The 25428-nt window shown below is 70.6% G+C and carries 28 protein-coding genes; 10 read left to right on the top strand and 18 right to left on the bottom strand.

Annotation, left to right across the window (positions count from 1 at the left end; all coding sequences use genetic code 11):
* The first annotated feature begins 25 nt into the window (after positions 1-25).
* The 3 genes from LQ222_RS04840 (at position 26) to LQ222_RS04830 (ending at position 2386) form a co-directional block, all read left to right on the top strand.
* Entirely contained in the window at positions 26-364 is a 339-nt protein-coding gene (locus tag LQ222_RS04840; protein ID WP_230164863.1) for a Lin0512 family protein, read from the top strand.
* A gap of 12 nt (positions 365-376) precedes the next feature.
* A complete protein-coding gene (locus LQ222_RS04835; RefSeq protein ID WP_230164862.1) occupies positions 377-718 on the top strand; it encodes a Lin0512 family protein in 342 nt (113 codons plus the stop codon).
* An 81-nt stretch (positions 719-799) separates the two neighbouring features.
* Positions 800-2386: an ABC transporter substrate-binding protein gene (locus LQ222_RS04830; protein WP_230164861.1), complete on the top strand. Its 1587-nt coding sequence runs from the start codon at positions 800-802 to the stop codon at positions 2384-2386.
* A 16-nt stretch (positions 2387-2402) separates the two neighbouring features.
* On the opposite strand, the gene LQ222_RS04825 is transcribed toward LQ222_RS04830, so the two are convergent.
* The 8 genes from LQ222_RS04825 to lpdA form a co-directional block, all read right to left on the bottom strand.
* Positions 2403-3323: an NAD(P)-dependent oxidoreductase gene (locus LQ222_RS04825; protein WP_230164859.1), complete on the bottom strand. Its 921-nt coding sequence runs from the start codon at positions 3321-3323 to the stop codon at positions 2403-2405.
* 13 nt (positions 3324-3336) lie between these two features.
* Positions 3337-4425, bottom strand: a complete 1089-nt coding sequence (locus LQ222_RS04820; protein WP_230164858.1) for an enolase C-terminal domain-like protein — start codon at positions 4423-4425, stop codon at positions 3337-3339.
* A 37-nt stretch (positions 4426-4462) separates the two neighbouring features.
* Complete coding sequence (locus LQ222_RS04815) at positions 4463-5326, bottom strand: YihY/virulence factor BrkB family protein (RefSeq protein ID WP_230164857.1); 864 nt, start codon at positions 5324-5326, stop codon at positions 4463-4465.
* 60 nt (positions 5327-5386) lie between these two features.
* Positions 5387-5683: an EF-hand domain-containing protein gene (locus tag LQ222_RS04810; protein ID WP_230164856.1), complete on the bottom strand. Its 297-nt coding sequence runs from the start codon at positions 5681-5683 to the stop codon at positions 5387-5389.
* 86 nt (positions 5684-5769) lie between these two features.
* Entirely contained in the window at positions 5770-6684 is a 915-nt protein-coding gene (locus LQ222_RS04805) for an SAM-dependent methyltransferase (RefSeq protein ID WP_230164855.1), read from the bottom strand.
* Positions 6681-7043: a DUF423 domain-containing protein gene (locus tag LQ222_RS04800; RefSeq protein ID WP_230164854.1), complete on the bottom strand. Its 363-nt coding sequence runs from the start codon at positions 7041-7043 to the stop codon at positions 6681-6683. The genes LQ222_RS04805 and LQ222_RS04800 overlap by 4 nt, the downstream gene beginning before the upstream one ends.
* A gap of 54 nt (positions 7044-7097) precedes the next feature.
* Positions 7098-7379 carry a PGPGW domain-containing protein gene (locus tag LQ222_RS04795; RefSeq protein WP_230164852.1) on the bottom strand — a complete coding sequence of 94 codons (282 nt, stop codon included), beginning with the start codon at positions 7377-7379 and terminating at the stop codon, positions 7098-7100.
* 48 nt (positions 7380-7427) lie between these two features.
* Positions 7428-8819: a dihydrolipoyl dehydrogenase gene (gene lpdA, locus LQ222_RS04790; RefSeq protein ID WP_230164850.1), complete on the bottom strand. Its 1392-nt coding sequence runs from the start codon at positions 8817-8819 to the stop codon at positions 7428-7430.
* A 168-nt stretch (positions 8820-8987) separates the two neighbouring features.
* Between lpdA and LQ222_RS04785 the strand changes: the two genes are divergently transcribed.
* From LQ222_RS04785 to LQ222_RS04770, 4 genes are all read left to right on the top strand, one after another.
* On the top strand, positions 8988-9986 hold the full coding sequence (locus LQ222_RS04785) for a tripartite tricarboxylate transporter substrate binding protein (protein ID WP_230164849.1): 999 nt from the start codon (positions 8988-8990) through the stop codon (positions 9984-9986).
* A gap of 11 nt (positions 9987-9997) precedes the next feature.
* On the top strand, positions 9998-10963 hold the full coding sequence (locus LQ222_RS04780) for a tripartite tricarboxylate transporter substrate binding protein (protein ID WP_230164848.1): 966 nt from the start codon (positions 9998-10000) through the stop codon (positions 10961-10963).
* A 39-nt stretch (positions 10964-11002) separates the two neighbouring features.
* The gene (locus tag LQ222_RS04775; RefSeq protein ID WP_230164847.1) at positions 11003-11980 is read left to right on the top strand and encodes a tripartite tricarboxylate transporter substrate binding protein; all 978 of its coding nucleotides are present in this window, start codon (positions 11003-11005) and stop codon (positions 11978-11980) included.
* A gap of 116 nt (positions 11981-12096) precedes the next feature.
* Positions 12097-13221 (top strand): OmpA family protein, encoded by a 1125-nt coding sequence (locus LQ222_RS04770; RefSeq protein ID WP_305800004.1) that lies wholly within the window; start codon positions 12097-12099, stop codon positions 13219-13221.
* A 74-nt stretch (positions 13222-13295) separates the two neighbouring features.
* Here the strand turns inward: LQ222_RS04770 and LQ222_RS04760 are convergent, their stop codons facing one another.
* Genes LQ222_RS04760 through LQ222_RS04750 form a run of 3 tightly spaced genes read right to left on the bottom strand, consistent with a single transcriptional unit; the run spans position 13296 to position 15876 of the window.
* Positions 13296-14633 (bottom strand): ATP-binding protein, encoded by a 1338-nt coding sequence (locus LQ222_RS04760; RefSeq protein ID WP_230164846.1) that lies wholly within the window; start codon positions 14631-14633, stop codon positions 13296-13298.
* The gene (locus tag LQ222_RS04755; RefSeq protein WP_230164845.1) at positions 14630-15337 is read right to left on the bottom strand and encodes a response regulator; all 708 of its coding nucleotides are present in this window, start codon (positions 15335-15337) and stop codon (positions 14630-14632) included. The genes LQ222_RS04760 and LQ222_RS04755 overlap by 4 nt, the downstream gene beginning before the upstream one ends.
* Positions 15334-15876 carry a MarR family winged helix-turn-helix transcriptional regulator gene (locus LQ222_RS04750; RefSeq protein WP_230164844.1) on the bottom strand — a complete coding sequence of 181 codons (543 nt, stop codon included), beginning with the start codon at positions 15874-15876 and terminating at the stop codon, positions 15334-15336. Before LQ222_RS04750 ends, LQ222_RS04755 begins: the two co-directional genes overlap by 4 nt.
* Positions 15877-16013: 137 nt before the next feature.
* On the opposite strand from LQ222_RS04750, the gene LQ222_RS04745 reads away from it, so the two are divergent.
* Positions 16014-17090 (top strand): branched-chain amino acid aminotransferase, encoded by a 1077-nt coding sequence (locus tag LQ222_RS04745; protein ID WP_230164842.1) that lies wholly within the window; start codon positions 16014-16016, stop codon positions 17088-17090.
* Positions 17060-17605, top strand: coding sequence for a GNAT family N-acetyltransferase (locus tag LQ222_RS04740; protein ID WP_230164841.1), 546 nt, complete (start codon positions 17060-17062; stop codon positions 17603-17605). The genes LQ222_RS04745 and LQ222_RS04740 overlap by 31 nt, the downstream gene beginning before the upstream one ends.
* On the opposite strand, the gene LQ222_RS04735 is transcribed toward LQ222_RS04740, so the two are convergent.
* The 6 genes from LQ222_RS04735 to LQ222_RS04710 all read right to left on the bottom strand — a co-directional run bounded on the left by LQ222_RS04735 (position 17591) and on the right by LQ222_RS04710 (position 22981).
* Complete coding sequence (locus tag LQ222_RS04735) at positions 17591-18433, bottom strand: NAD(P)-dependent oxidoreductase (protein WP_230164840.1); 843 nt, start codon at positions 18431-18433, stop codon at positions 17591-17593. The genes LQ222_RS04740 and LQ222_RS04735 overlap by 15 nt on opposite strands.
* 1 nt (position 18434) lies before the next feature.
* Positions 18435-19733, bottom strand: a complete 1299-nt coding sequence (locus tag LQ222_RS04730; protein WP_230164839.1) for a TRAP transporter large permease — start codon at positions 19731-19733, stop codon at positions 18435-18437.
* A gap of 6 nt (positions 19734-19739) precedes the next feature.
* Positions 19740-20255: a TRAP transporter small permease gene (locus LQ222_RS04725; protein WP_230164838.1), complete on the bottom strand. Its 516-nt coding sequence runs from the start codon at positions 20253-20255 to the stop codon at positions 19740-19742.
* Positions 20252-21253 (bottom strand): TRAP transporter substrate-binding protein, encoded by a 1002-nt coding sequence (locus LQ222_RS04720; RefSeq protein WP_230164837.1) that lies wholly within the window; start codon positions 21251-21253, stop codon positions 20252-20254. The genes LQ222_RS04725 and LQ222_RS04720 overlap by 4 nt, the downstream gene beginning before the upstream one ends.
* Positions 21254-21371: 118 nt before the next feature.
* Complete coding sequence (locus LQ222_RS04715; RefSeq protein ID WP_230164836.1) at positions 21372-22271, bottom strand: dihydrodipicolinate synthase family protein; 900 nt, start codon at positions 22269-22271, stop codon at positions 21372-21374.
* Positions 22268-22981, bottom strand: coding sequence for a GntR family transcriptional regulator (locus LQ222_RS04710; RefSeq protein WP_230164834.1), 714 nt, complete (start codon positions 22979-22981; stop codon positions 22268-22270). Before LQ222_RS04710 ends, LQ222_RS04715 begins: the two co-directional genes overlap by 4 nt.
* 54 nt (positions 22982-23035) lie before the next feature.
* Between LQ222_RS04710 and araD the strand changes: the two genes are divergently transcribed.
* Positions 23036-24763, top strand: a complete 1728-nt coding sequence (gene araD / locus LQ222_RS04705) for an L-arabinonate dehydratase (protein WP_230164832.1) — start codon at positions 23036-23038, stop codon at positions 24761-24763.
* 61 nt (positions 24764-24824) lie between these two features.
* On the opposite strand, the gene LQ222_RS04700 is transcribed toward araD, so the two are convergent.
* Entirely contained in the window at positions 24825-25382 is a 558-nt protein-coding gene (locus LQ222_RS04700) for a hypothetical protein (RefSeq protein WP_230164830.1), read from the bottom strand.
* Between the last annotated feature and the right edge of the window lie 46 nt (positions 25383-25428).

Here is a 25428-nt window from a genome sequence, read left to right as displayed (position 1 = left end):
CCGGCGCGCGGGGGGAAGCACCGGCATGGCGTTGCAGCGCATGGCGCTCGAAATCGGGATGGGCACCGATATCCGCGGTGCGGATTCCACCAAGGCCGCCGTGCGCGCGCTGCGCGACGCGCTGTGGCACAACGCGCTGACGATCGGCGTGGCGGTCGACCAGCCGGTCGACGCCATGCGGGTCGAGGTGCTGATCGGCGTGCCGAGGCCCGACCAGGTCGACAAGGACCAGGTCCTGGCCATCCTGCCGCATGGCACCGGCACCGTGACGGTCGTCGAAGGCGGGCTCGAGATCCCGAGCGACGACGGCACCACCACCACGCTGATCGCCAATTGCTGCGCCATCGTGCGGCTCGACCTGTAGGACACCCGCACCATGGCCTTGAAGCGCATCATCCTGGAGATGGGCACCGGCAACGACCTGCATGGCGGCGACTACACCAAGGCGGCGCTGCGCGCGGTGCAGGACGCGCTGCATCATTCCTCGCTGGCCTTCATCCGCACCCTCGGGCTCGACATCCATGCCATGCAGGTCGAGGTCACGATCGGCGTCCAGCAGCCCGACGCGGTGGATATCGAGGCGGTGCGCAAGTCGCTGCCCTATGGCGTGGTGACCGCGCGGGCGGTCAAGGGCGGGCTGGACGTGCCGGCCGAGGGCGGCCACGACCTCGCGGTGATCGCCTCAGCGGCGATCGCGGTGCGCTTCGACCTGCCCTGACGCCGCGCGCAGCCATTTGACCCCGGCTTCGCGGGGCCCATAGGCTGCGCCTGGTCGCGTGAACAAAGAACAGGAAACGCCATGAAACGTCGCACCCTCCTGCAGGGCACCGCTGCCGGTGCCTTCGGCGCCGCGGCGCCCGCCGTCGCGCAGCCGGCGCGCACGGCCACGCTGCGCTTCGTGCCGCAGGCGAACCTCACCGCGCTCGATCCCATCTGGACCAGCGCGATCGTCACGCAGATGCACGGCTACCACGTGTACGACACGCTCTATGCGGTGAACGGGCAGCAGCAGCCGCGCCCGCAGATGGCCGAGGGCCACACGGTCAGCGCCGATGGCCGCACCTGGACCATCCGCCTGCGCGACGGCCTGCGCTTCCACGACAATGAACCCGTCCGTGCGCGCGACTGCGCGGCAAGCCTGGAACGCTGGTCGAAGCGCGATCCCTTCGGGCAGATCCTGGCGCAGGTGGTCGATGGCTGGGTCGCGACCGACGACCGCACGCTCGAGATCCGGCTGAAGCGGCCTTTCCCGCTGCTGCTTGATGCGCTTGCGAAGCCGGATGCGAATGTGCCGTTCATCATGCCCGAACGCCTCGCGCGGACCGATGCGAATGCGCAGGTGAGCGAGGTGATCGGCTCCGGCCCCTATCGCTTCCTGCGCGACGAATTCGTCTCGGGCAGCCGCGTGGTCTACGCGAAGAACGACGCCTATGTGCCGCGGCAGGAGGCGTCGGACTGGGCCTCGGGCGGCAAGGTCGGGCATTTCCCGCGCATCGAATGGCACATCCTGCCCGACCCCGCGACCGCCGCGGCGGCCCTGCAGAGCGGCGAGATCGACTGGCTCGAACAGCCGCTGTCGGACCTGATCCCGACCCTGCAGCGCAACCGCAACATCGCGATCGACATCCTCAATCCCGCGGGCCTGCTGTCGATCATGCGGCTCAACCACCTGCAGGCGCCGTTCGACAATGTGAAGACGCGCCAGGCGGTGGCGCTGTCGGTCGACCAGCCGGAATACATGCAGGCGACGCTCGGGTCGGATCGCGCGGTCTGGCGCGAATGCCGCAGCCTGTTCCCCTGCGGCACGCCGCTGGGGATCGAGGACCTGTCGGAATTCAACGCCGCGCCGCGCAGCCTCGATCGTGCGCGGGCCGCGCTGCAGGCCTCGGGCTATCGCGGCGAGAAGGTGGTCATCATTAACCCCACCGACTTCCCGCTGATCGGCCCGCATGGGCAGATCACCGCCGACCGGCTGAAGCGCATCGGCATGAATGTCGAACTGGCCGATACCGACTGGGGCACGGTGGTGCAGCGCCGCGTGCGCCGCGAACCGGTCGACCAGGGCGGCTGGAGCATCTTCCACACCTACGGCTCATCGCTCGCGTACCTGAACCCGGGCGTGTCCTCCCTGGTGAAGGGGCCGGGGGCGAGCGGCTGGTTCGGCTGGTACACCAGCCCGCGCGCGGAGGAGCTGGTGCAGGCCTGGCTCGATGCGGCGGAGCCGGAGCGTCAGCGCAACCTGGCGAACGAGATCAACAAGCTCGCGCAGGATGATGTCGCGACCATCCCGCTCGGCCAGTTCTTCATCCGCACGGCGCATCGGCGCAGCATCACCGGCCTGGCCAAGGGCAGCATGCCCTACCCCTGGGGCGTGCGGCCGGCCTGAACCGGCGGCGCGGGGGTCAGCGCCCCTGCGCCACGATCCGCCGGCAATGCGCCAGCGCGGCCTCGATCAGGTTGTCCGTCGCCTCCGGCGTGCGGAAGGCCGAATGGGAGGTCATCGTCACATTCGGCAGGGCGGCCAGGGCGTGGCCGGCCGGCAGCGGTTCCTCGACGAACACATCGAGACCGGCGGCGCGGATGCGCCCTTCGCGCAGCGCGGCGACCAGCGCGGGCTCGTCGACGATCGCGCCGCGCGCGGTGTTCACGAACAGCGCGCCCGGCTTCATCCGCGCCAGCCGCGCGGCATCGAGGAAGCCGCGCGTCTCGTCGTTCAGCAGCAGGTGCAGGGACACCACGTCGCTGCCCGCCAGCAGCGTGTCGATGTCGGTGAAGGTCACGCCGGGATGCGATTTCGGCGAGCGGTTCCAGGCCAGCACCTTCATGCCGGCGCCGCTGCACAGCCGCGCCATCTCGGCGCCGATGCCGCCGAAGCCGATGATGCCGACGGTCTTGCCGGTCAGCTGCATCCCCTCGTCGCGCGGCCAGCCGCCGCCGACCATCGCGTGGTGCGTCGGGCCGATGCCGCGCGCGGCGGCCCACATCAGCGCGAAGGCCATCTCGGCCACCGCGGTGTCGCCATAGCCCTTGATGATGTGGACCTGGACGCCGCATTCGGCCTCCAGCGCCTCGGGATCCATGTAGGACCGCGCGCCGGTGCCCAGGAACACGATGTGCCTGAGGTCCGGGCAACGCTTCACGACATCGACCGGGAAATGCGTGTGGTCGTCGATCGCGACCTGTACGCCGGCGAGCAAGGCGGGCAGGGCGTCCGGCGTGATGTCGGGGTCCTGGTGGATCGCGACCGGCAGGTCGTCCGGCTGGTGCAGCCGGCGCATCACGTCGGCGAGGGAGGCATTGGCATCGACGAAGGCTGCGCGCATTCCGGTTTCCCCTTCAGACATCCGCGGCGTGCGCGGTGAGCGCCGCCTCATCCCACACCATGCCCATGCCGGGCCGCTCCGGCACCAGCGCCATGCCGTCGCGCACCACCAGCGGTTCCGCCAGCAGCGGCGCCGCGATATCCAGGTGTTCCAGCAGATGCGCGCTCGGCGTCGCGTTCAGCAGGTGCACGCTGGCCTCGACGAAGATGTGGGACGACATCGGCACGCGATGCGCCGCCGCCATCGCCGCCGCGCGCATCCAGCCGGTCACGCCGCCGATCTTCATCGCATCGGGCATGCACAGGTCCACCGCGCCGGCCATCAGCGCGCGGTGCATCCCGGCCGGGCCCCACCAGTTCTCGCCGCCCTGCACGGGCACCGCCAGGCGCCGCGCGAGTTCCGCCAGCCCGGCATCATCCTGCACCGGCAGCGGTTCCTCGAGCCAGCGCACGTCCAGCGCCTCCAGCGCGCGGCCGCGGCGTTCGGCCTCGGGCAGGCTGAGTGCCTGATTGTAGTCGACCAGGATCTGCACGGCCTCGCCCACCACGCCGCGCACCGCGCGCACCGTGTCGAGGTCGTCCTCCAGCCGCGCCTGGCCCAGCTTGAACTTGACCGCCCGCGCGCCGAGCGCAGCCACGGCCTGGCCGGCCTCCTCCGCGAGCATCGCGGCACCCCAGCCGCGCAGCGAGGCATAGATCGGCACCGGGCGTGGTTCACCGCCCAGCAGCGCGCACAGCGGCAGCCCCGCGCGCACCGCCAGCGCATCCCACAACGCCATGTCGAGCGCCGAGAGCGCGATCTGCACCAGCCCCTCGGTGCCCAGGATGCGCCCGGCATCGTGCAGTTCCCGCCACAGCGTCGCCGGCGCCAGGGGCCGCCCGACCAGCCCCGCGCCCAGGCTGCGCGCCAGCGCCGCGGTCGGCGCCAGCGCCGCCGGCGCATAGGGGAAGACATAGGCGGTGCCGGCCGCGCCGCAGTCGGTGCGGACATCCACGATGACCAGCGGCGCGCGCGGGATCACGTTCAGGCTGTTGCGCAGCGGCGGGTCGATCGGTGCATCCACCGCGCGCACGCGCACCTCGGCGATCAGCGGAATCGTCATGGGCAGGCGGTCCTCCGGCGACGATCCTGCCCGTGCGTCAGTCGGCCGTCGAGGCACGGGCCTCGAGCAGCGAGACATTCAGCTCCGCCCCCAGCAGCACGACATACACGCTGACCCAGAACCACATCATCAGCGCGATCGCGGCGCCGAGCGGCCCGTACATCAGGTCATAGGTCGCGACATGCGAGACATAGAGCGTGAACCCCGCCGAGGCCGCCGCCCAGAGCAGCGTCGCCACCACCGCGCCGGGCATCGTCCAGGCAATCCCCGGATGCCGTCCCGATGGACCCAGCCGATACACCACGATCAGCCCCATGAAGACCAGCAGCAGCAGCGTGCCGAGCGACATGCCGCGCAAGGCCCAGGCCTGCGGGGCGGGCAGCCCGAACAGCGCGGCCACGCCGGGCAGTGCCACCAGGGTCGCGATCGCCAGCGCCACCGCCAGCGTGATCGACAGCGTGATGCCGATGGCGAGCAGGTGGTAGTGCAGGAAGCGGCGGCTCTCGACCACGTTGTGCGCCATGTTCAGCGCGCCGATCATCGACCGCGTGCCGGCCGAGGCGGACCAGATCGCGACACCGCCCGAGACGATGGCGCCCCATTCCAGCCGCGGCCGCGGCGATTCGATCAGGTCGTGAACCCGCCCGGCAATGAGGTCGAAGGTCTCCTCCGGCACCAGTTCGCGCAGCACTTCGAGCTGCGGTTCCACCGTCTCGCGATCGAAGGCCAGGCCATAGACCAGCACCAGCAGGAACAGCGCGGGGAACAGCGCGACCATGGCGTAGAAGGCGCAGCCGGCGGCGGTCAGGGAGATGCGGTCGGACGCGGCTTCCCGCCACATGCGCCGGACGACCGCGAAGGCGCTGTCGCGCTTCCGGGGCGGGTTGCGGACAGGCGGCATGACATCCATGCCGCAACAGGTAGGGCGAAACCGCCGCGGCGGAAACGCCGGCGTGTCGCTTCAACCGGTGTTGATGGTCCTGGCCCCCTGCGGCGGGGCCTGCCGGTCGGTCGAGGCGCGCAGTTCCAGCGGCGTGATCCGTCCATCCTGGTCGGTGTCCAGCCGCTGGAGCAGTGCGGCGAGCGTATTGCCCGTGGGTGTTCCCGGCCCCGCGATCCTCGTGGGGCCTGGCCGCAATCCTTGCAGCGTCGCGGCGAAATCCTGTCCGCCGCCGGCAGCCTGAAGCCGAGCCGCATCCTGCTGGCTCTGCATGCGGAAGGCCCGGATCGCCTGCGGGGCGGTGGGGGCAGTCTGCATGGCCGCGTACTCCGTCGTGGTGGCACCCGGGGTTTCCGGGCGGCGCCGTGCTGGCGCAGACCGGGCATTGCAGGGACCGTGCCAGGTCAGCCCGCGTCGAGCCGCGCGAAGGTCAATTCGTGCTTGTTGTGGACGCCGTGGAACAGCCGCGCGCCCGGGATCGCCGCGAATTCGGCCGCGGTGTCGTGGTCCGTCTCGCCCTGGAACTTCAGCGTGCAGACGATGTTGCGCGCCGCGCCGGCCTCCATCCACCGCCGCACCAGGCCGAGCAGCCGGGACGGGTAGCAGATGATGTCCGAGAACAGCCAGTCGACCGGCACTTCCTGCCGGGGGTCCAGGCCGAAGGCGCTCTCCTGCCGGCAGGAAACGCCGGGCAAGCCAGCGATCGCGGGGTCGAGCGGCGCCTTGTCCACCGCGGTCACCTGCGCGCCGAGCCGCGCGATCGCCCAGCTCCAGCCGCCGGGTGCCGCGCCGAGGTCGAGGCAGGTCTCGCCCGGCACCGGGTGGCGGCCGATCCGCGTCAGCGCCTCCCACAGTTTCAGGTAGGCGCGCGACGGCGGGCCCTCGCGGTCCTCGACGAAGGCGACGTCGCCGTTCACGAAGGGGCTGGTCTTGGTCGGGCTGGCCAGCATCCGGTCCGGCGAGAGCAGCGTCCAGGCGCCCAGATGCGCCGTGGGCGCGGGCTCGGGGAAGGCGAGGGCGCGCGCCTTCACCGGCGGCAGGCGCTCGGCCAGCAGGGCGGAGCGGCGGTGGTGCAGCAGCGGCAGGTGCGACCAGTTGCGCTGGATGGCGCGCAGCGCATCGGCGCCGGCCTTGACCGACGGGACAGGGATCTCGCGCGGATCGGTCCAGGTGTCGAGCGACCAGGCGGCGGCGACCGGCGGGTCCGGGCTCAGCGCCAGGCGGCCATGCCAGGCGGCGATGCCGGCGCCGGCGCGACGCAGATCCTCGGCGAGGTCTGCCTCGAAGCCCTCGGCCGCCAGGTAGGCGCTGCGGATCACCGCTTCAGCGCGGCCAGCGCCAGCAGCGCCCAGCCCGCCATCAGCAGCATGCCCCCGGCCGGCGCGACCGGGCCGAGCGACGCGCCGCCCATCGCCCCCCACCACACCCCGCCGCAGAAGCCGGCCGTGCCGAGCGCGAAGGCCGCGCCCGCCAGGCTCGCGAGGCCACGCCCGCGCTCGGCCATCAGCCCCGCCACCAGCAGCGCGGCGGCGTGCCAGCCCTGGATCATCAGCGCGTTGTCCACCGCGCGGCGCTGCGCGCCCTCGAATCCCGCCGGCGTGCCATGCGCGGCCCAGGCGGCGAGGCCGACGGCGACCAGCCCCGTCAGGGCGCCAAGGACAAGCCAGATGCGATGCATGGCCGGTGGCTTACGCCGGTCCGGCGCAGCCGTCACCTGCATCCGGCGCAATCGTCATGCGCGGGTGAACAGCCGCCGGATGCGCTCCGCCGCGCCGCCGACGCGCCGGCCGAGCGAGGCTTCCATCGCCTCGACCCGGCCGACATGGTGCGGCCAGCGGCCGGCCACCCAGCCCCAGCGCTGCGCGGCCCAGATGTGCTGGTCACGCAGGACGAACACGCCAAGGGCGAGGAAGAGGAACCCTTGCAGGAAGGGCAGGACCAAGCCGAGCACGCCGAGCACCAGCAGCGACCAGCCCGCGGCCTTGCGGGAGAGGGAGGGGCGCAGGATCACCATGCCGCCGCAGATGGGCGCCGCGCGGCGCCGGTGCAAGCGACCGCGCCATCACAGATGCAGTGGCTTGCTCCAGGCCGCCATCGCCGCTTCCTTCACCGCCTCGTTCAACGAGGGATGCGCGTGGCTGATGCGCGCGATGTCCTCGGCGCTCGCGCCGAATTCGATCGCCATGGCGATCTCGGCGATGAGGGTCCCGGCATCGGGGCCGATGATGTGCGCGCCGAGCACCTTGTCGGTCGCGCGGTCGGCGAGCACCTTCACGAAGCCGTCGGTCGCGCCCATCGCGCGGGCGCGGCCATTCGCCATGAAGGGGAACTTGCCGACCTTGTAGGCGACCCCGGCGGCCTTCAGCGATTCCTCGGTGGCGCCGACATTGGCGACCTCCGGCCAGGTGTAGACCACGCCCGGAATGGCATCGTAGTTGATGTGCGGCTTCTGGCCGGCGAGCATCTCCGCCAGCGCATAGCCCTCGTCCTCGGCCTTGTGGGCGAGCATCGCGCCCGCGATGGCGTCGCCGATCGCGTAGACGCCGGGCACGTTGGTCGCGAAATGCGCGTCGGTCTTCACGCGGCCCCGTTCGTCCAGCGCCACGCCAACCGTGTCCAGCCCCAGCCCCGCCAGGTGCGGCCGGCGGCCGATCGCGAGCAGCACCACATCGGCGCGGATCGCCTCGGCCGCGCCGCCGGCGGCGGGTTCCACCTGCAGCGTCACGCCGGTGTCGTCCACCGCCGCGCCGGTCACCTTCGACGACAGGCGGAAGGTCATGCCCTGCTTGGCCAGGATGCGCTCGAACTGCTTGCGGATCTCGCCATCCATGCCCGGCAGGATGCCATCGAGGAATTCGATGACCGTCACCTGCGCGCCGAGCCGCCGCCACACGCTGCCCATCTCGAGCCCGATCACGCCGCCGCCGATCACCACCAGGTGCTTCGGCACGGCCTCCAGCTCCAGCGCCCCGGTCGAGGTGACGATGCGCTTCTCATCGACCTCGACCCCGCGCACCGGCGTGGATTCCGATCCGGTGGCGATGACGATGTGCTTCGCGGCGTAGTCGGTGCCGGCCACGCGCACCACGCCCGGCGCGGGAATCGAGCCCTCGCCCTTGAGCCAGGTCACCTTGTTCTTCTTGAACAGGAATTCCACGCCCTTGACGTTGGCCGAGACGACATCGTCCTTGCGCGCCTGCATCTTCGCGAGATCCAGCGTCACCTGACCCACGCCGATGCCGTGCTCGGCCAGGTGATGCGCGGTCTCCTCGAAGACCTCCGACGAATGCAGCAGCGCCTTGGACGGGATGCAGCCGATGTTCAGGCAGGTGCCGCCCAGCGTCTCGCGCTTCTCGACGCAGGCCACCTTCATGCCGAGCTGCGCCGCGCGGATGGCGCAGACATAGCCGCCGGGGCCGGCGCCGATCACGATGACATCGAAAGTTTCGGGCATGGATCGGTGGTCCTGGGGCTGGAAGGCTGGGAAGGCGGGCGGAAACTGCCCCCGTCGCCAGCCGGGATCAAGCGCAGGGAAGCACTTGGGGTCGGCGGGGTTCCGCCGCTATCCTTCCGCGGCACGGGCAGGCGCCGGCAGACGCGCCGCCCGCAGGAGGAACGCCGCATGACTGTCCGGGACACCACCGCCCCCCATCCGACCCGCCGCCTGGTGCTGGGCGCCGGCGCCGCCGCGCTGGCCCTGCCGGGCATCGCGCGTGCCCAGGCGCGCTTCCCCGACCGGCCGATCCAGCTGGTGGTGCCCTGGCCGGCCGGCGGGTCGGCCGACGTCCAGCTGCGCTCGCTGGGCGACATCGCGTCCCGCACGCTGGGCCAGCCGGTGGTGGTGCAGAACCGCCCCGGCGCTGGCGGCACGCTCGGGCCGCTGAGCGTCGCGCAGCAGGCGCGCCCGGATGGCCACACCCTGACGCAGATGCACCTGTCCGTGCTGCGCCGGCCCTGGATGATGCGCACACCCGGCTGGGACCCGGTGGGCGACTTCACCCACATCATCGGGTTGACCGGCTGGCTGTTCGGCTGCGCCGTGAGGGCCGACAGCCGCTTCGCCACCTGGCAGGAGATGATCGCCTTCGCCCGCGCCAATCCGGGGCGGCTGACCTACACCACCTCAGGCATCGGCACGACCAACCACCTGGCGATGGAATCCATCCAGGAGAAGGACGGCGTGCAGCTGACGCATGTGCCCTACCGCGGGTCGAACGAGGCGGTGACAGCGGCGCTCGGCGGCCAGGTGGACATGGTCTGCGACAGCTCGACCTGGGCGCCCTTCGTGGAGAACAACCAGATGCGCGCGCTGTCGGTCTGGACGGCGGATCGCGTGCAGCGCTTCCCCACGGTGCCGACGCTGAAGGAGCTCGGCTACGACATCGTCGTGACCTCCCCCTATGGCGTGAGCGGGCCGAAGGGCATGGACGAGGGCGTGGTGCGGGTGCTGCACGACGTCATGCGCGACGCGCTGATGACGCCCGAGAACGCGCAGGTCCGCTCGCGCTTCGACATGCCGCTGGTCTACCAGGACACCCAGACCTACCGCGCCTTCATCGCCGAGCGCGTGGACTACGAGAAGGCGATGGTGCGCCGGCTCAACCTGAGCCTCGACGGCTGAGGAGGCGCGCCATGATCGCACGTCGCATCCTGATGGCGGGGGCGGCGCTGCCGATCCTCGCGCGTCCGTCGCTCGGCCAGGGGCGCTTCCCCAACCGCCCGGTACGCTTCCTGATCCCGTGGGCGCCGGGCGGCACGCTGGACGGCTTCATGCGGCTGCAGGCCGAGATGTTCCAGCGCGAATACGGCCAGAGCCTGATCATCGAGAACATGCCCGGCGCGCGCGGCACGCGCGCCGCCATCCAGCTCAACACGCAGGCGCGCCCGGACGGCTACACCATCGCGCATCACCACCTCTCGGTGATCCGCCACCCCTTCCTGACCGCGCGCCCGACCTGGGACCCGGTCAATGATTTCACCTATGTCATGCAGCAATCCGGCTTCGTCTTCGGCCATGTGGTGCATCCGGCATCGGGCTGGAACACGCTGGCCGACCTGTGGGCGGCGGCACGGGCGCGGCCGGGGCAGCTCAGCTACGGCACCTCGGGCATCGCCACGTCGAACCACATCGCGATGGAGGAGCTGTGCGAGAAGGAACGCGTGGAGATGATCCACGTGCCCTATCGCGGCACCAGCGAGAACATCACCGCGCTGCTGGCCCGGCAGCTCGACTGCATCGCCAATTCCAACGCCTGGCAGCCGGGCGTGCTGGCGGGGCAACTGCGGCTGCTGGCGGTCTGGACGCGCCAGCGCCTGCCCACCTTCCCGAACACGCCGACGCTGCAGGAACTGGGCTACGACATGGTGGTCACCTCGCCCTATGGCATCGCGGGGCCGAAGGGGATGGATCCGGAGGTGACGGAATGGCTGCACCAGGCCTTCCGCAAGATGCAGTTCAGCGACGCGATGCAGGCCTACATGCGGACCAACGACATGCCGGACGAATACCTCGGCCCGGCGGCCTACACCGCCTTCGCGCGCGAACGCGCGGTCTATGAACGTCGGATGGTGGCGCGGCTCAACCTCAGCATCGACTGACGCGCCGGGGACACGGCACGCAGCACAGGGAGAACGGAGATGACCCAGGTGATCGCGCGCCGCCGCGCGCTGCTCGCGGGCGGCGCAGCGGCCGTGCTGGCGCGGCCGGCCTTCGGCCAGGCGCGCTACCCGAACCGGCCGATCCGCATCATCACGCCCTGGCCGCCCGGCGGGTCGCTCGACGCGCTGCAGCGCACGATGTTCGAGATCGTCGGGCGGGATCTCGGCGTGGCGGTGCTGTCGGAGAACATGCCCGGCGCGCGCGGCACCCGCGCCGCGATCTACCTGACCCAGCAGGCGCAACCGGATGGCTACACGCTGGCGCATCACCACCTGTCGATCCTGCGCCACCCTTTCCTGACGCGGCAGCCGACCTGGGACCCCGTCACGGACTTCACCTACATCATGCAGCTGTCGGGCTTCCTGTTCGGCACGGTGGTGCGCGCCGACAGCAGCTACCGCAGCCTGGCGGATGTGTTCGCGGCGGCGCGGGCGCGGCCCGGGCGGGTGTCCTTCTCGACCTCCGGCATCGCCACCACCAACCACCTGGCGATGGAGGAGCTGTGCGTGCGGGAACGCTGCGAGATGCTGCACGTCCCGTTCCGCGGCGCGCAGGAAGGTGTCACGGCGCTGCTCGGCCGGCAGATCGACATGGTGGCGGATGCGCAGTCCTGGCGTCCGCAGGTGGAGACCGGGGAGTTCCGCCTGCTCAGTGTCTGGACGCGCGCGCGGCTGCCCTCCTTCCCGGACGCGCCGACGCTCAACGACCTCGGCTACGGCATGTCGGTCACGTCGCCTTATGGTTTCGTCGGCCCCAAGGGCCTGCCGCCCGAGATGGTCGACACGCTGCACCGGTCGCTCCGCAAGGCGCTGCAGGACGAGGCCAGCCAGGCGGTGATCCGGCGCTGGGAGATGCCGGACGAATACCTCGGCCCGGCAGAGTACCTGGCCTTCGCCCAGGAACGCACCGCCTACGAGCGCGCCACCGTGGCGCGGCTGCGCCTCTCGATTGATTGATCCGCGGGGGCGCAACCCGCCCTGTCCCTGAGCGTTGCCGCGCCATGGTCCTGCCTTGCGGGGACGGTGTTGCAACATCGCGGCCCGCGCGGCCGCTGGGGATAGGGGTGTGGGTGATGGTGCGTAAGGCTCTCCTGGCGGCGACGATGCTCGCCGTGCCGGCATTGGCGCAGGCGCAGGCGGTTTCGGGGCTGTATGTCGGCGGCGGCGCCGGCCTGAACTGGCTGACGGATTCCGATGGCGGCAACCTCCAGAGCTTCATCGACAGCACCGACGTCAATCCCAACAACCTCGGCCTGACGCCGTCGGGGAATTTCAATGCGTCCTTCGACCTGGGCGGCGTCGGCGTGCTCGCCCTCGGCTACGGCTTCGGCAACGGGCTGCGGCTCGAGCTCGAGGGCAATTTCCGCTACAACGAGGTGAACGAGGTGACCGCCCGCGGCTTCCGCGGCAATTCCGGCGGCATCGCGCGCACCTATGGCGTCATGGTCAATGCGCTGTACGATTTCGGCACGCAGTCCAACTGGCCGGTGCTGCCCTATGTCGGCATCGGCGCGGGCTATGCCTGGCAGGAATACGACAACGTGAACCTGCGCGCGCGCAGCAGCGCCGGCAGCACGCTGCCGCAGTTCCGCATCGACGACACGGATGGGCGCTTCGCCTACCAGGCGATCGTCGGCGCGGCCTTGCCGATCCAGTCGGTGCCGGGCCTCGCGCTCACCGCCGAATACCGCTTCTTCGGCACGCTCTCGCCGGAATTCAACGCCACGGCGGTCAACGCCAATGGCGTCACGCGCCGCAGCACGGTCGAGGTGGACAACTTCAATCACTCCGTCCTGGTCGGCGTCCGCTACAATTTCGGCCAGGCACCGCGCACCGCGCCGGTGCCGGCCGCGGCGGCCCCCGCGCCCGCGCGCACCTTCCTGGTGTTCTTCGACTGGAACCGCGCCGACCTCAGCACGCGCGCGCGCCAGATCATCGCCGACGCGGCGCAGGCGCGCAGCAGCCAGGCGGTGACGCGCATCGAGGTGACCGGCCATACCGACACCTCCGGCTCGCCGCAGTACAACCAGGGCCTGTCGGTGCGCCGCGCCAATGCGGTGGCGGCTGAGCTGGTGCGCCTGGGCGTGCCGCGCAGCGAGATCACCGCGACGGGCGTGGGCGAGAGCCAGCTGCTGGTCGCCACGCCGGACAACACGCGCGAGCCGCAGAACCGCCGCGTGGAGATCGTCCTGCGCTGACGCCGCGGCGCTGCATCGAACGGGCCGGCCGCGATCCCCCCGGGGAACGCGGCCGGCCCTTTTGCATGCGGTCGTCAGGCCGGCAGCCTGACCCGCGCGCGCAGCCCGCCCAGCGGGCTGTCCTCCAGCACGATATCGCCGCCATGCGCGCGCGCGATGTCGCGCGCGATCGCCAGCCCCAGCCCGGTGCCGCCGGAGGAGAAGGTCGCGAAGGGCTTGAAGGCTTCCTCGCGCGCATCCTCCGGGATGCCGGGGCCGTCGTCGTCCACCGTTACCATCGCCCAGGCGCCGGTATCGCCGCGCGGCACGCGGGTCAGGCCCACCGCGATGCGGCGCGCATGCTTGCGCGCATTGTCGAGCAGATTGCCCAGGCAGCGCCGCAGCGCATCCGCGCGCACCGCGAGCACCAGCGGATCGGCCGGCACGTCGAGCTCGACCTGCGCGCCGTCGCGCCGTGCCTTGGCCGCGGCCTCGCCGACCAATTCGCCAAGGTCCGCCGGCGCCGCCTGCTCCATCCCCTCGCCGCGCGCGAAGGCGAGGTAGGCGGCGATCAGCCGGTCCATTTCCTCGACATCCTGCGTCATCGCCGCGGCATCGTCCTGCGCGGCGGCCGGCAGCATCGCGAGGCCGAGGCGCAGCCGCGTCAGGGGCGTGCGCAGGTCGTGGCTGATGCCGGCCAGCATCTCGGTACGGCTTTCCACGAAGCGGCGGATACGCCCCTGCATGGAGTTGAAGGCGACCGCCGCCTGGCGTGCCTCGGCCGCGCCCTCGGGCTTCATGGGACCGAGGTCGCGGCCGCGCCCGAAGGCCTCGGCGGCCTCCGCCAGGCGGCGGATGGCGCGCACCTGATTCTTCATGAACAGCGCCGCCACGATGAACAGCAGCAGCGACGACCCCACGACCCAGATCACGAACAGATACAGCGTGCCGCTGAACAGCCGCTTGCGCGCGGCTTCCGCATGCAGCACGCCGTCAGGGAGCTGCACGCGGATGATCACGCTGCGCGGGTCGGATTGCCAGTCGGTGTCGAAGGGCAGTCGGACGCGTTCGCGCATCGCATCCTCCAGATCCTCCTCGAGCGGCAGCAGCGGCAGGGAGGCCGGGCGGCTCGCGGTGGGGCCAAGCACCGCGCCGTGCTCGAAGGCGAGCGACAGGTCGAGCCGCCAGGCCGCCTCGCGGAAGATCCAGCCGCGTTCCTCGTCGCGCGGATGGCGGGCCAGCAGTTCCACCACCATCGACACGTCGCCGGCCACGGCACCCGCCAGGCGGCGCGAGATGACATCGAGGTGGCTGCCGTAGAACAGGTACAGCGCAACGATCTGCACGATCACCAGCGGCACCAGGATGATCAGCAGCGCGCGGCCGAGCAGCCCGCGCGGCACCAGCCAGCGCAGCAGCGCGGGCAGCGTCACGGGCCGGGCCTCAGCACATAGCCGCGATGACGCACGGTCTGGATGAAGCGCGGTTCGCGTGGGTCGGTCTCGACCTTGCGGCGCAGGCGGGTGACCTGCACGTCGATGGCGCGCTCGCCGGCCTCGGGCGTGCCGAGGGCGGCGGCGATCTCCTCGCGGCTCAGCACTTCCCCGGTGCGGCGTGCGAGGGCCTGGAGCAAGGATGCCTCGCCGCCGGTCAGCCGCTGGATGCCCTCCGGGCCGCGGAGTTCGGCGCGATCGACGTCGAACCAACGGGGGCCGAGCTGCACCGGCGCGCTATGCTGCGCGGGGGCGGGCGGCGGCGCGGCGCGGCGCAGGATGGTGCGGATGCGCAGCGCCAGTTCACGCGGGTCGAAGGGCTTGGCGAGGTAGTCGTCGACACCGTGCTCGAAGCCGGAGATGCGATCCTCCGGCGCGCCGCGCGCGGTCAGCATCAGGATCGGCACCTCGTTGCCCTCGCGGCGCAGGGACTCCGTGAGCGACAGCCCCGATTCGCCGGGCATCATCACGTCCAGCACCAGCAGGTCGAACATCATGGACCCGATGGCGCGCCGCGCCGCGGCGGCGTCGGCCACAGCGGTCACGCGGAAGCCCTGGTCGGCCAGGAAGCGTTGCAGCAGGTCGCGCAGCCGCGCATCGTCGTCGACCACCAGGAGATGCGCGGTGTCGGCCGTGGTGTTCATGGCGCCGGCGGGCCTTCCAGCATGTCGAAGGCGGTGCGGGCCTGGTCGCCCATCAGGCCGCGCATGACGCGGCGGAAGCCTTCCACGGCGGCGGGGCCGGCCTCGCGATAGGCCTGCATCACCGTCTCGCGCTGGCGTTCGAACAGGCGGCGTTCGAGCGCGGCGCCCTTGTCGGTGAGGGCCAGCAGGCGCTGGCGGCGGTCGGTGCGGCCTGGCGTCTGGAGGACGTAGCCATCCTCCATCAGCGGCGTCAGCACGCGGCCGAGCGACTGCTTCGTGATGGCAAGGATCCCGAGCAGGTCGCCCACCGTGATGCCCGGCCGGCGGCCGACGAAATGCAGCACGCGGTGATGCGCGCGGCCCATGGCCATGCCGGCCAGGATCTCATCCGCCCCCGCGGTGAAGTCGCGATAGCCGAAGAACAGCAGGTCCTGGGCGAGGCGCAGTTCCTCCTCCCGCAGGAACAGCAGGTTGCGCCCGGCCGGCGGCGTGCTGCGCTCCGGGGATTCCGCGATCTGCGCCTGGCGTGGGGCTGGCATGTTCGGGCGTGGGCCTCCGTTTGGGTCAGTATCATTGACCGATCCGACGTGTCATTCTAACTTAGCGCCAGTTGAAGCAACATTCTTTCGTCCAACACGCCAACCGCACGCAGAAGAAAACCGGAAGGACACGCAGCATGGACCGTTTTCCCACCACGCGCACCACCGCGCCGAAGCAGAAGCCGGCCGATGATACGCTGTCCTTCGGCAAGGTCCTGACCGACCACATCTTCCTGATGAACTACGAGGAAGGGCGCGGCTGGTTCAACCCCCGGATCGAGCCCTATGGGCCGCTCAGCCTCGATCCCGCGACATCGGTGCTGCACTACGGCCAGGCGATCTTCGACGGGCTCAAGGCGTTCCGCGGCGATGACGGGCAGATCCGGCTGTTCCGCGCCGAACGCCATGCCGAACGCTTCAATCGCTCCGCCCAGATCATGTGCATGCCGGAGGTGCCGGTCGACATCATCCGCGCTTCCTTTGACGCGCTGGTGGGGGTCGATGCCGACTGGGTGCCGCGCAAGGCGGGCACGTCGCTGTACCTGCGCCCGACCATCATCGCGACCGACGTGATGCTGGGCGTGCATCCGGCGCACAGCCTGCTGTACTTCCTGATCCTCTCGCCCGTCGGGTCCTACTACAAGGAAGGCGTGAAGCCGGTGAAGATCCTCGCCTCCGACACGCATGTGCGCGCCGTGCGCGGCGGCACGGGCGAGGCCAAGACCGCGGCGAACTACGCGCAGTCGCTGGCCGGCCAGCGCGATGCCGCGGCCGCGGGCTACACGCAGGTGCTGTACCTGGACGGCGTCGAGCGCCGCTTCCTCGATGAGGTCGGCACCATGAACATCATGCTGCGCATCGGCGACGAGGTGATCACGCCGCCGCTGGCCGGCACCATCCTCGATGGCGTGACCCGCGCCTCGACGCTGCAGCTGATGCGCGACTGGGGGCTGAAGGTGACGGAACGCGCCATCAGCATCGAGGAAGTGATGGAGGCGGGCCGCCATGGCCGGCTTGCCGAGATGTGGGGCACCGGCACCGCCGCCGTGGTCTCGCCGGTCGGCACGCTCGGCTACAAGGGGGAGGACATCCTGATCAATGGCGGGCAGACCGGCGAGCTGACGCAGAAGCTCTACGACGCCATCGTCGGCATCCAGTACGGGCGGACCAATGATCCGCACAATTGGACCTCGGTCGTGCCGGCGGCGGCCTGATGTTCCGGGCGGCGACGGCGGCGGATGCCGATGCCGTCGCCGACCTGCTGACGGAGTCCTGGCGGCAATCCTATGCCGCGCTGCTGCCGGCGGACTTGCTGCGCGACCGCCTGCCGGCGCTGCATCGTGCGTTCTGGCGCGAACACTTCGCCGCACCGCGCCCGGGCATCGTGCTGCTGGCGGAGGACGATGACGGGCTGCGCGGCTTCTGCGCCACCTGGCTGGATGGCAGCGAGGCCTATGTCGACAACCTGCATCTGCGGCCCGGGCTGCGCGGCGGTGGCCTGGGCCGCGCGCTGCTGGGCCGCGCCGTCGCGGCGGTCGGCGCGCCACGCGTCGCCTTGACGATCATCGACGGCAATGATGGCGCGCTGCGCTTCTACGAGCGCCTGGGTGGTGTCGCGGCGCAACCGCATGACGCCGTGCTTCACGGCGCGCCCACCCGCTACCGGCGCATCGCCTGGGACGATGCGCGGGTGCTGCTGCGCGCCTGCGGCGTGTCAGTCGTCGAGTGAGAAGGCGTCCTTCGGCGAGGGCTTCGCGCGCGAATATTCGATCGCGGTATAGCCGCCGCCCTGGTAGCGCTCGGTCACCGGGTCGGCGGTGATGGAGCCTACCTCGGGGCGCCAGGGCTCGGCGGAATCCTGCGGCGCCCACCCGATGCGCTCGCGATGGTCGCGGCCCCAGTAGGAAGCCGGGTTGTCGGAACAGGCCCAGATCACGACGTGCCCGGCGCGCGGGGCCAGGACGCAGCGTTCCACCAGCCGCGTCAGGTCGCCGAAGGACAGCCAGGTGGACAGCATCCGGCGGTCGATCGGCTTCGGGAAGCAGGAGCCGATGCGCAGGTTGACGTTCTCGACCCCGTGCTTGTCCCAGTACATCCGGCCCATCAATTCGCCATAGGCCTTGGACAGCCCGTAGTAGCCGTCAGGGCGGAAGGCGCAATCCGCATCCAGGCGTTCGTTGTTGCCGGCCGGGCGTTCGTGGAAGCCGATCGAATGGTTGGAACTGGCGAAGACCACGCGCGCGCCCTCGCGCCGTGCCGCCTCGTACACATGGTACAGGCCGCGCAGGTTGGGGCCGAGGACCTCCTCGAAGGGCCGTTCCACCGACACGCCGCCGAAATGCAGGATGGCGCCGCAGCCCTCCGCCTGGCGCACCAGGGCCAGGCCCTCGTTCAGATCCGCCTTCACGAAGGAGGCGCCGGGCGGCAGCGGGTCCGGAAAGGGCGTGATGTCGGTCAGGCGCAGGGTCCAGCCCTGCGCGCCGAGCGCCGCCGCCAGGTGCCGGCCGAGATTGCCCGAGGCGCCGGTCAGCAGGACGGGCTTCGATGGTGCGGTCATGTCAGGCTCCATAGCCGAGCAGCAGGCGCGGCAGCGTCAGCGACATCGCCGGCCAATAGGTGGTGAGCATCAGCGCGAGCAGGATCGCGCCCCAGAAGGGCCAGATGGTGCGCAGCACGTCCTCGATGCGGATCTGCCCGATGGCGCAGCCGACGAACAGCACCGCGCCGACCGGTGGCGTGGTCAGCCCCAGGCCCAGGTTCATCATCATCACCATGCCGAACTGCACCGGGTCGACGCCGATGGCGACCACCACCGGCAGGAAGATCGGCGTGGTGATCAGGATCAGCGCCGCCATGTCCATCACGCAGCCCAGCAACAGCAGGCAGACATTGATCATCAGCATGATGACGATGGGATTGCTGCTGATGGACAGCATGCCTTCCGTCAGGATGTCGGGCAGGCGGTACATCGCCAGCAGCCAGGCGAAGGCGGTCGCGGTGCCGACCAGCAGGAAGACCACCGAGGTCGTGCGCACGCTCGCCCGCACCGCGATGACGAAGTCCTTCCAGGACAGCGCGCGATAGACCAGCAGCGTCACCGCCAGCGCCCAGATGGCGCCGAAGGCCGCGCTCTCGGTCACGGTGAAGATGCCCGACAGCACGCCACCCAGGATGATCACCGCCGTCAGTAGCCCCGGCAGCGCATCGATGAAGGCCCACAGCAGGTGGCCGAACCCCTTCCAGCCATCCGCCGGATAGCCCCGCCGCACCGCCATGACATAGGCCGCGAGCGCGAGGCTGAGGCACATCACGATGCCCGGCACGATGCCGGCGATGAACAGCGCGCTGACGGAAATGCCGCCGCCCGCCGCCAGGGAATACAGGATCATGTTGTGGCTGGGCGGGATCAGGATGCCGGCGATCGACGACGTGACGGTCAGCGACACCGCATAGTCCACCCCGTAGCCCTTGGCCTTCATGGCCGGGATCAGGATGGTGCCGGTCGCCGAGGTATCCGCCACCGCACTGCCCGAGATGCCGCCGAACAGCATCGAGGTGGAGACATCCACCATGCCGAGCCCGCCGCGCATCCAGCCCACAGCCGCACTGGCCAGCGCGACCAGCCGCCGCGCGATGCCGCCATGCAGCATGATCTCGCCGGCGAAGATGAAGAACGGGATCGCCAGCAGGGCGAAGATGCTCATGCCCGACGCCATCTGCTGGAACACCACGGCGGGGTTCAGCCCCTCGTAGATGAAGCCGGTCGCGGCGGCGATTCCCAGGCAGAAGGCCACCGGGACGCCGGCCACGACCAGCGTGCCGAAGACCACGAAGATCAGCAGCAATCCGAATTCCATGTCGTGTCAGTCCAGGAAAGCCGCTGCGACGCCGCGCTTCTCGGGCGCGTCGGCCGAGAGCGCGTCCTTGAGCACCTGCTCGATGGCGAACAGCACCATCAGCGCGCCGCCCAGCACCATCGGGGCATAGGTCCAGCCCTGGCTGATGCCCAGCAGGGGGATGCGGAAATTGGCAACCGTGCCCACCAGCTCCCACGACCACCAGGCCATGCCCGCGCCGAACAGCCCCATCAGCGCATCGCAGCCCACCGCGATCCAGCGCTGCGGACCAGGCGGAAGCATCTCCCGGATGCCGAGCACAGACAGGTGGAAGCGTTCCCGCACGCCGACGGCGGCGACCGGCATGGCGATGGCCAGGATCGCGAGCGTCGCCGCCCGTTCGATCCAGGTCGGCGTGTCGTTCAGCACATAGCGGCCGAAGACCAGCCACCCCATCATGGCAATGAGGCCGACGAGCGCGATGCCCGCCAACCCCACCGTCACCGCCGACAGCGCATCGAGCGCGCGGGAGAAGGCCTTCACGGCATCGCCCGGATCTGGCGGACCAGCGCCGCCAGCCGCGCATCCGCCGCATACTTGGCATAGACCGGTTCCATGAGCGCCGACCACGGCGTGCGGTCGGCGATCTCGATGACCGTCACGCCGGCGGCCACCACGCGCTGGCGGCTGACCGTCTCGCGCTCGGCCCAGGACCGGCGCTGGATGGCGGCGGATTCGCGGGCGGCGTCGCGCAGGATGGCGCGATCGGCCTCGTTCAGCCGCTGCCAGCGCTGGCGGGAGACGGCGAGCACCTCCGGCACGTTGGAATGTTCCGTCGTGCTGTAGAAGCGCGCCACTTCGAAGTGGCGGGTCGATTCATAGGACGGCCAGTTGTTCTCCGCCCCGTCGATCACGCCGGACTGCAGCGAGGTGAAGACCTCGCCGAAGGGCAGCGGCGTCGGGTTGGCGCCCAGCGCGCGCATCAGGTCGATCCACAGGTCGGAGGTCTGCACGCGGATCTTCATGCCGCGCAGGTCGGCCGGCGTGCGGACCGGGCGCGTGGTGTAGATGCTGCGCGCGCCGGCGTCGTACCAGGACAGCGCGATGATGCCGATGCCTTCCAGGTCGCGCGCGATCGCCTCGCCCGCCGGGCCGTCGATCGCGGCCTGCATGTGCGCCACGTTGCGGAACAGGAAGGGCAGCGTGACCACATTGGTCGACGGCGCCAGGTTGTTGAAGGGCGACAAGTTGAAATTGGCGAAGTCGATGGTGCCCAGGCGCATCTGCTGGATCGCCTCGTCCTGCTGGCCGAGCTGCGCCGAATGGAAGGTCCGCATGCGGATGCGGTTGTTGGTGCGTTCCGCGACCAGGCGCGTGAAGGCATCCATGCCGATGCCGTTCGGATAGTCGGCGGCATGGATGTTCCAGCCGCGCCATTCCTGCGCGGCGGCGGGTGTGGCGCCGAGGCCGAGCACGCCGAGGGCGGCGGCAGCGACAGCGGCGAACAGGGCGCGGCGAGGCCGCCGGGGGGTCGGGGTCATGGAGGTCTCCTCGGGACGCGGGGGCGGTCGGGCCGCCCCTCGGATTCGTTGAACTGCAATAGCAGATAGCAGTCTGGCGCGGCAGGCGCCGTGCCGTCAACTTCGGTAACCGATCGGTTCAGGCCGCCGCCCGGGCCGTCTGCCAGCCGGCCACCAGGTCCTTCAGCTTCGCCAGCGATTCGGGCGCGACCGGCCAGGCGGCGGGCGGGCGGGCCGGGCCGACATCGTCGCCCATCAGCGCCAGCGCCGCCTTGACGATCGACACATTGGCGCCGTTCTGCTCCTCGGCGCGCAGCTTTTCGAAGGCCTCGATCCCGGCGATCAGCGCAGTGGCGCGTGGCATGTCGCCGGCGCGCAGCGCGCGCAGGATGGCGACCGAGCGCGCCGGCGCGACATTGATCAGGCCCGAGGTGAAGCCCTGCGCGCCCAGGGCGGTCATCGGCGGCGCCCAAGGTTCCGCCAGGCCGCAGACGAAGCGGATGCCAGGCGCGGCGCGCATCGCGCGGGCCAGGGCCATCAGGTCGGTGCTGGCCCATTTCACCGCGACCACGCCGGGCAGTGCCGCCAGTGCCGCGACGGCGGCATCGCCGATGCCGCTGTTGCGCAGGTACAGCACCACCGGCAGCCCGGCCGCCTCGCCCACGCGGCGGACGTAGTCGGCGATGCCGCGCGGGCTGGCGAAGGGGTCGGGCGGCTGGTGGACCATGACGGCGTCAGCACCGTCGGCCTTGGCGCGGACAGCGAGGCGCACCGCCTCGATCACGCTGCGCCCGATGCCGGCGACCACGCGCGCGCGGCCGGCGACGATGGCCGGCACCTCGGCCTGCATGCGCTCGGCCTCGGCGAAGGTCAGGCCGTAGAATTCGGATGTGTTGCCGTTGACCGTCAGCGCATCGACGCCGGCCGCCGCGCAGCGCGCGACGATGGGGGCGAGTCGCGCGGGCTGGATGGCGTCGTCGCTGTCGAAGGGCGTGACCAGGATGCCGGAGATGCCAGACAATGCGTCTGCGAGCGTCATGGACGGGGCTTTCCTTTCGGCGGCGGCGGCAGCACGCCATTCGTGATCAGCGAGCGGATGATGTGCCCGCGCATCCGCGCCTCGGCCAGTGCGGGGTCGCGCCGGCGCAGCGCGGTGACGATGCCGCGGTGCTCGGCCAGCGCCTTGGGCAGGTCGCGCGGCTGGCTGCCGACGGCGCGGTGCCGGCCGAGATTGTCATAGGCGCGCAGCGACCCCAGCGAGCGGATCAGGAACAGGTTGCCCGTCGCGCGATGGATCAGCGCGTGGAGTTCCTCGTTCGCCTCATCGAGAGCGTCGTGGTCGGCGGCCGCGGTGCCGTCCTTCATGCGCGCGAGAATCGCACCCAGCGCGGCGATCTCGCCCGCCCCCATGCGCTCCGCCGCCAGCGCGGCCGCGACACCTTCCAGCGCCGCGCGGATACGCCCGAGCTCACCGAGCTGCGCTGGCCCCATCTCGGCCACCACGGTGCCGCGGCGCGGATGCGTCACCACCATGCCATCCTGTTCGAGGCGGCGCAGCGCCTCGCGCACCGGCTGCGCGGAAATGCCGAGCTGGACCGCCAGGCTGCGTTCGGACACCTTGCGTCCGGCCGGGATCAGCCCCTGCACGATGCCTTCGCGCAGGCGGCGATAGGCACGCTCGCCGAGGGAGAGCGTGTCCTCCTCGGCCAGTGGCGTGATCCTCCCGAGGGCTGTCTTCGCAGCGGCCATGGACAACTGCCATAGCAGTTGGCAGCCTTGGCGTGAAGCACGGAGGAACCGCCCATGACCCGCAAGCGCCCGGAAGACCTGCGCAGCCACCGCTGGTTCGGCGTGGACGACATCCGCGCCTTCGGCCACCGCTCGCGCATGCTGCAGGCGGGGTATTCCGAAAGCGATTTCCGCGGCAAGCCGGTGATCGGCATCATCAACACCTGGTCGGAATTGTCGCCCTGCCACTTTCATTTCCGCACGCGGGCGGAGGAAGTGAAGCGCGGTGTCTGGCAGGCGGGTGGCTTCCCCGTGGAACTGCCCGCGCATCCGGTGACCGAGCAGTACCAGAAGCCCACCAGCATGCTCTATCGCAACCTGCTGGCGATGGAGACGGAGGAACTCGCACGCAGCCACCCCTGCGACGGCCTGGTGCTGCTGGGTGGGTGCGACAAGACGCCGCCTGGGCTGATGATGGGCGCGATCAGCTCCGGCCTGCCGTCCATCATGGTGCCGGCGGGGCCGATGCTGCGCGGCAATTGGCGCGGCAAGACGCTGGGCTCGGGTTCCGATGTGTGGAAGTACCATGCGGAATTGCGCGCTGGGAACATCACCCAGGCGCAGTGGAAGGACATGGAGGGCGGCATCGCGCGGTCCTTCGGCACCTGCATGACCGCCGGCACGGCGGCGACGATGATGCTCGCGGTCGAGGCGCTGGGCTTCACGCTGCCCGGCGCGTCGTCGATCCCCGCGGCCGATTCCGCGCATCCCCGCATGGCGACGGAAACCGGCAAGCGCATCGTCGAGATGGTGTGGGAGGACGCCACGCCGCAGTCGCTGATCACCCAGGGCAGCGTGGACAATGCCGTCACCGCGACCATGGCCTTCGGCGGCTCCACCAACGCCATCCCGCATCTGATCGCGATGGCGCGTCGTGCGGGCGTGATGCTGGACCTGGAACGCTTCGACGCGCTGTCGCGCCGCGTGCCGCTGGTGGCGAACCTGCGCCCGAACGCCGGCGAATACCTGATGGAGGACTTCTTCTACGCCGGCGGCGCGCGGGCCTTCCTCAACCGCATCCGCGACTATCTGGACCTGTCGGCGCGCACCGTCACCGGCCACACGATGGGCGAGAACATCGCCGGCGCCGAGGTGTTTGACGACAGCATCATCCTGCCGCTCGACAAGCCCTTGCAGGTAGAGGGCGGGCTGGCGGTGCTGAAGGGGTCGCTCGCGCCGCAGGGCGCGGTCATCAAGACCAGCGCGGCGGAACAGCGGCTGTTGCAGCACACCGGCCCCGCCGTGGTGTTCGAGAACTATGCGGATCTTAAGAAGCGGCTCGACGATCCCGACCTCGATGTGACGGCGGATTCCGTCCTGGTGCTGAAGCAGGCCGGGCCGCAGGGCGGGCCGGGCATGCCGGAATGGGGCATGCTGCCGCTGCCGCAGAAGCTGTTGAAGCAGGGCGTGCGCGACATGGTGCGGCTGTCGGATGCGCGCATGTCCGGCACCTCCTATGGCACCTGCGTGCTGCATGTGGCGCCGGAATCGCATGTTGGCGGGCCGCTCGCCTTCGTGCGCGACGGCGACCTGATCCGGCTGGATGTCGCGGGCCGGCGGCTCGACCTGCTGGTCGACGATGCCGAGATGGCGCGCCGCCGCGCCGCCTGGACCCCGCCGGTACGCCGGTACGGGCGCGGCTGGACGTCGCTGTATCTCGACAACGTAACCCAGGCCGACGAGGGCTGCGACCTGCGCTTCCTGGAAGGCACGCTGCCAACGCCGGAGCCCGACATCTACTGACGCTTGCGCCGAATGGGGCGGCTGGCAGGCCCGACGCGATGGCGCCAGCCCGCCCCTGGCGTCAGCGCCGCGCCAGCATGTCGTTCGCCGCCTCGAAGCGCTGGATCACCTTGGCCGAATCATACGGCCCTTCCTCCAGCGTCTCCGGGTCCCATTCGCTGCGATGGGCGGCGAAGAAATCGCCGCCATAGACATGCAGCGCGCCGGTCAGGCGCGGGATCGGGTTGGTCACCGAATGGATGATGTCGCGGCCGAGCACCGTGCAGTCGCCGGTGCCGATCGCCTTCGCACCGGCCGCCTCGATGCGGTGGCCGCCGCCTTCCGTGATGCGGCGCCAGAAGATGTTGTCCTCGCGCCCGCCATAGATGCCGATGCAGGCCCACATGTGATGGTCGTGCGGCTGCAGCGTCATCATCGGACCCCAGACCAGGTTCAGGATGGTCAGGTTCGGCGACTTGTAGATCGGCGTCAGCCCGGCGCGCGTCGGCTCGCCCAGCGCGCGCGTCACGCCGGCATGGTCGGACACCGCGCGCGCGACGATCTCGCGCACCGTCTTGTGGCTGCTGTCCTCAGCGATCGCATCGCGGCAATCGGCGATGAAGCGGTCGAGATCGAACATCGGAGGCTTCCCCGTCTGGCGGGCATCAAAATCCCCGCAGGACTCA

It is taken from the genome of Roseomonas sp. CECT 9278 (genome assembly GCF_918698155.1).
GTDB lineage: Bacteria > Pseudomonadota > Alphaproteobacteria > Acetobacterales > Acetobacteraceae > Neoroseomonas.
The sequence above is the reverse complement of the archived record's forward strand: the minus strand, read 5'-3'. Positions and strand labels throughout refer to the sequence as shown.

Coding starts and splice junctions, on each gene's coding strand:
- LQ222_RS04840 (WP_230164863.1), top strand. CDS start 26: ATGGCGTTGCAGCGCATGGCGCTCGAAATCGGGATGGGCACCGATATC.
- LQ222_RS04835 (WP_230164862.1), top strand. CDS start 377: ATGGCCTTGAAGCGCATCATCCTGGAGATGGGCACCGGCAACGACCTG.
- LQ222_RS04830 (WP_230164861.1), top strand. CDS start 800: ATGAAACGTCGCACCCTCCTGCAGGGCACCGCTGCCGGTGCCTTCGGC.
- LQ222_RS04825 (WP_230164859.1), bottom strand. CDS start 3,323: ATGCGCGCAGCCTTCGTCGATGCCAATGCCTCCCTCGCCGACGTGATG.
- LQ222_RS04820 (WP_230164858.1), bottom strand. CDS start 4,425: ATGACGATTCCGCTGATCGCCGAGGTGCGCGTGCGCGCGGTGGATGCA.
- LQ222_RS04815 (WP_230164857.1), bottom strand. CDS start 5,326: ATGCCGCCTGTCCGCAACCCGCCCCGGAAGCGCGACAGCGCCTTCGCG.
- LQ222_RS04810 (WP_230164856.1), bottom strand. CDS start 5,683: ATGCAGACTGCCCCCACCGCCCCGCAGGCGATCCGGGCCTTCCGCATG.
- LQ222_RS04800 (WP_230164854.1), bottom strand. CDS start 7,043: ATGCATCGCATCTGGCTTGTCCTTGGCGCCCTGACGGGGCTGGTCGCC.
- LQ222_RS04795 (WP_230164852.1), bottom strand. CDS start 7,379: ATGGTGATCCTGCGCCCCTCCCTCTCCCGCAAGGCCGCGGGCTGGTCG.
- lpdA (WP_230164850.1), bottom strand. CDS start 8,819: ATGCCCGAAACTTTCGATGTCATCGTGATCGGCGCCGGCCCCGGCGGC.
- LQ222_RS04785 (WP_230164849.1), top strand. CDS start 8,988: ATGACTGTCCGGGACACCACCGCCCCCCATCCGACCCGCCGCCTGGTG.
- LQ222_RS04780 (WP_230164848.1), top strand. CDS start 9,998: ATGATCGCACGTCGCATCCTGATGGCGGGGGCGGCGCTGCCGATCCTC.
- LQ222_RS04775 (WP_230164847.1), top strand. CDS start 11,003: ATGACCCAGGTGATCGCGCGCCGCCGCGCGCTGCTCGCGGGCGGCGCA.
- LQ222_RS04770 (WP_305800004.1), top strand. CDS start 12,097: ATGGTGCGTAAGGCTCTCCTGGCGGCGACGATGCTCGCCGTGCCGGCA.
- LQ222_RS04755 (WP_230164845.1), bottom strand. CDS start 15,337: ATGAACACCACGGCCGACACCGCGCATCTCCTGGTGGTCGACGACGAT.
- LQ222_RS04750 (WP_230164844.1), bottom strand. CDS start 15,876: ATGCCAGCCCCACGCCAGGCGCAGATCGCGGAATCCCCGGAGCGCAGC.
- LQ222_RS04745 (WP_230164842.1), top strand. CDS start 16,014: ATGGACCGTTTTCCCACCACGCGCACCACCGCGCCGAAGCAGAAGCCG.
- LQ222_RS04735 (WP_230164840.1), bottom strand. CDS start 18,433: ATGACCGCACCATCGAAGCCCGTCCTGCTGACCGGCGCCTCGGGCAAT.
- LQ222_RS04730 (WP_230164839.1), bottom strand. CDS start 19,733: ATGGAATTCGGATTGCTGCTGATCTTCGTGGTCTTCGGCACGCTGGTC.
- LQ222_RS04720 (WP_230164837.1), bottom strand. CDS start 21,253: ATGACCCCGACCCCCCGGCGGCCTCGCCGCGCCCTGTTCGCCGCTGTC.
- LQ222_RS04715 (WP_230164836.1), bottom strand. CDS start 22,271: ATGACGCTCGCAGACGCATTGTCTGGCATCTCCGGCATCCTGGTCACG.
- LQ222_RS04710 (WP_230164834.1), bottom strand. CDS start 22,981: ATGGCCGCTGCGAAGACAGCCCTCGGGAGGATCACGCCACTGGCCGAG.
- araD (WP_230164832.1), top strand. CDS start 23,036: ATGACCCGCAAGCGCCCGGAAGACCTGCGCAGCCACCGCTGGTTCGGC.
- LQ222_RS04700 (WP_230164830.1), bottom strand. CDS start 25,382: ATGTTCGATCTCGACCGCTTCATCGCCGATTGCCGCGATGCGATCGCT.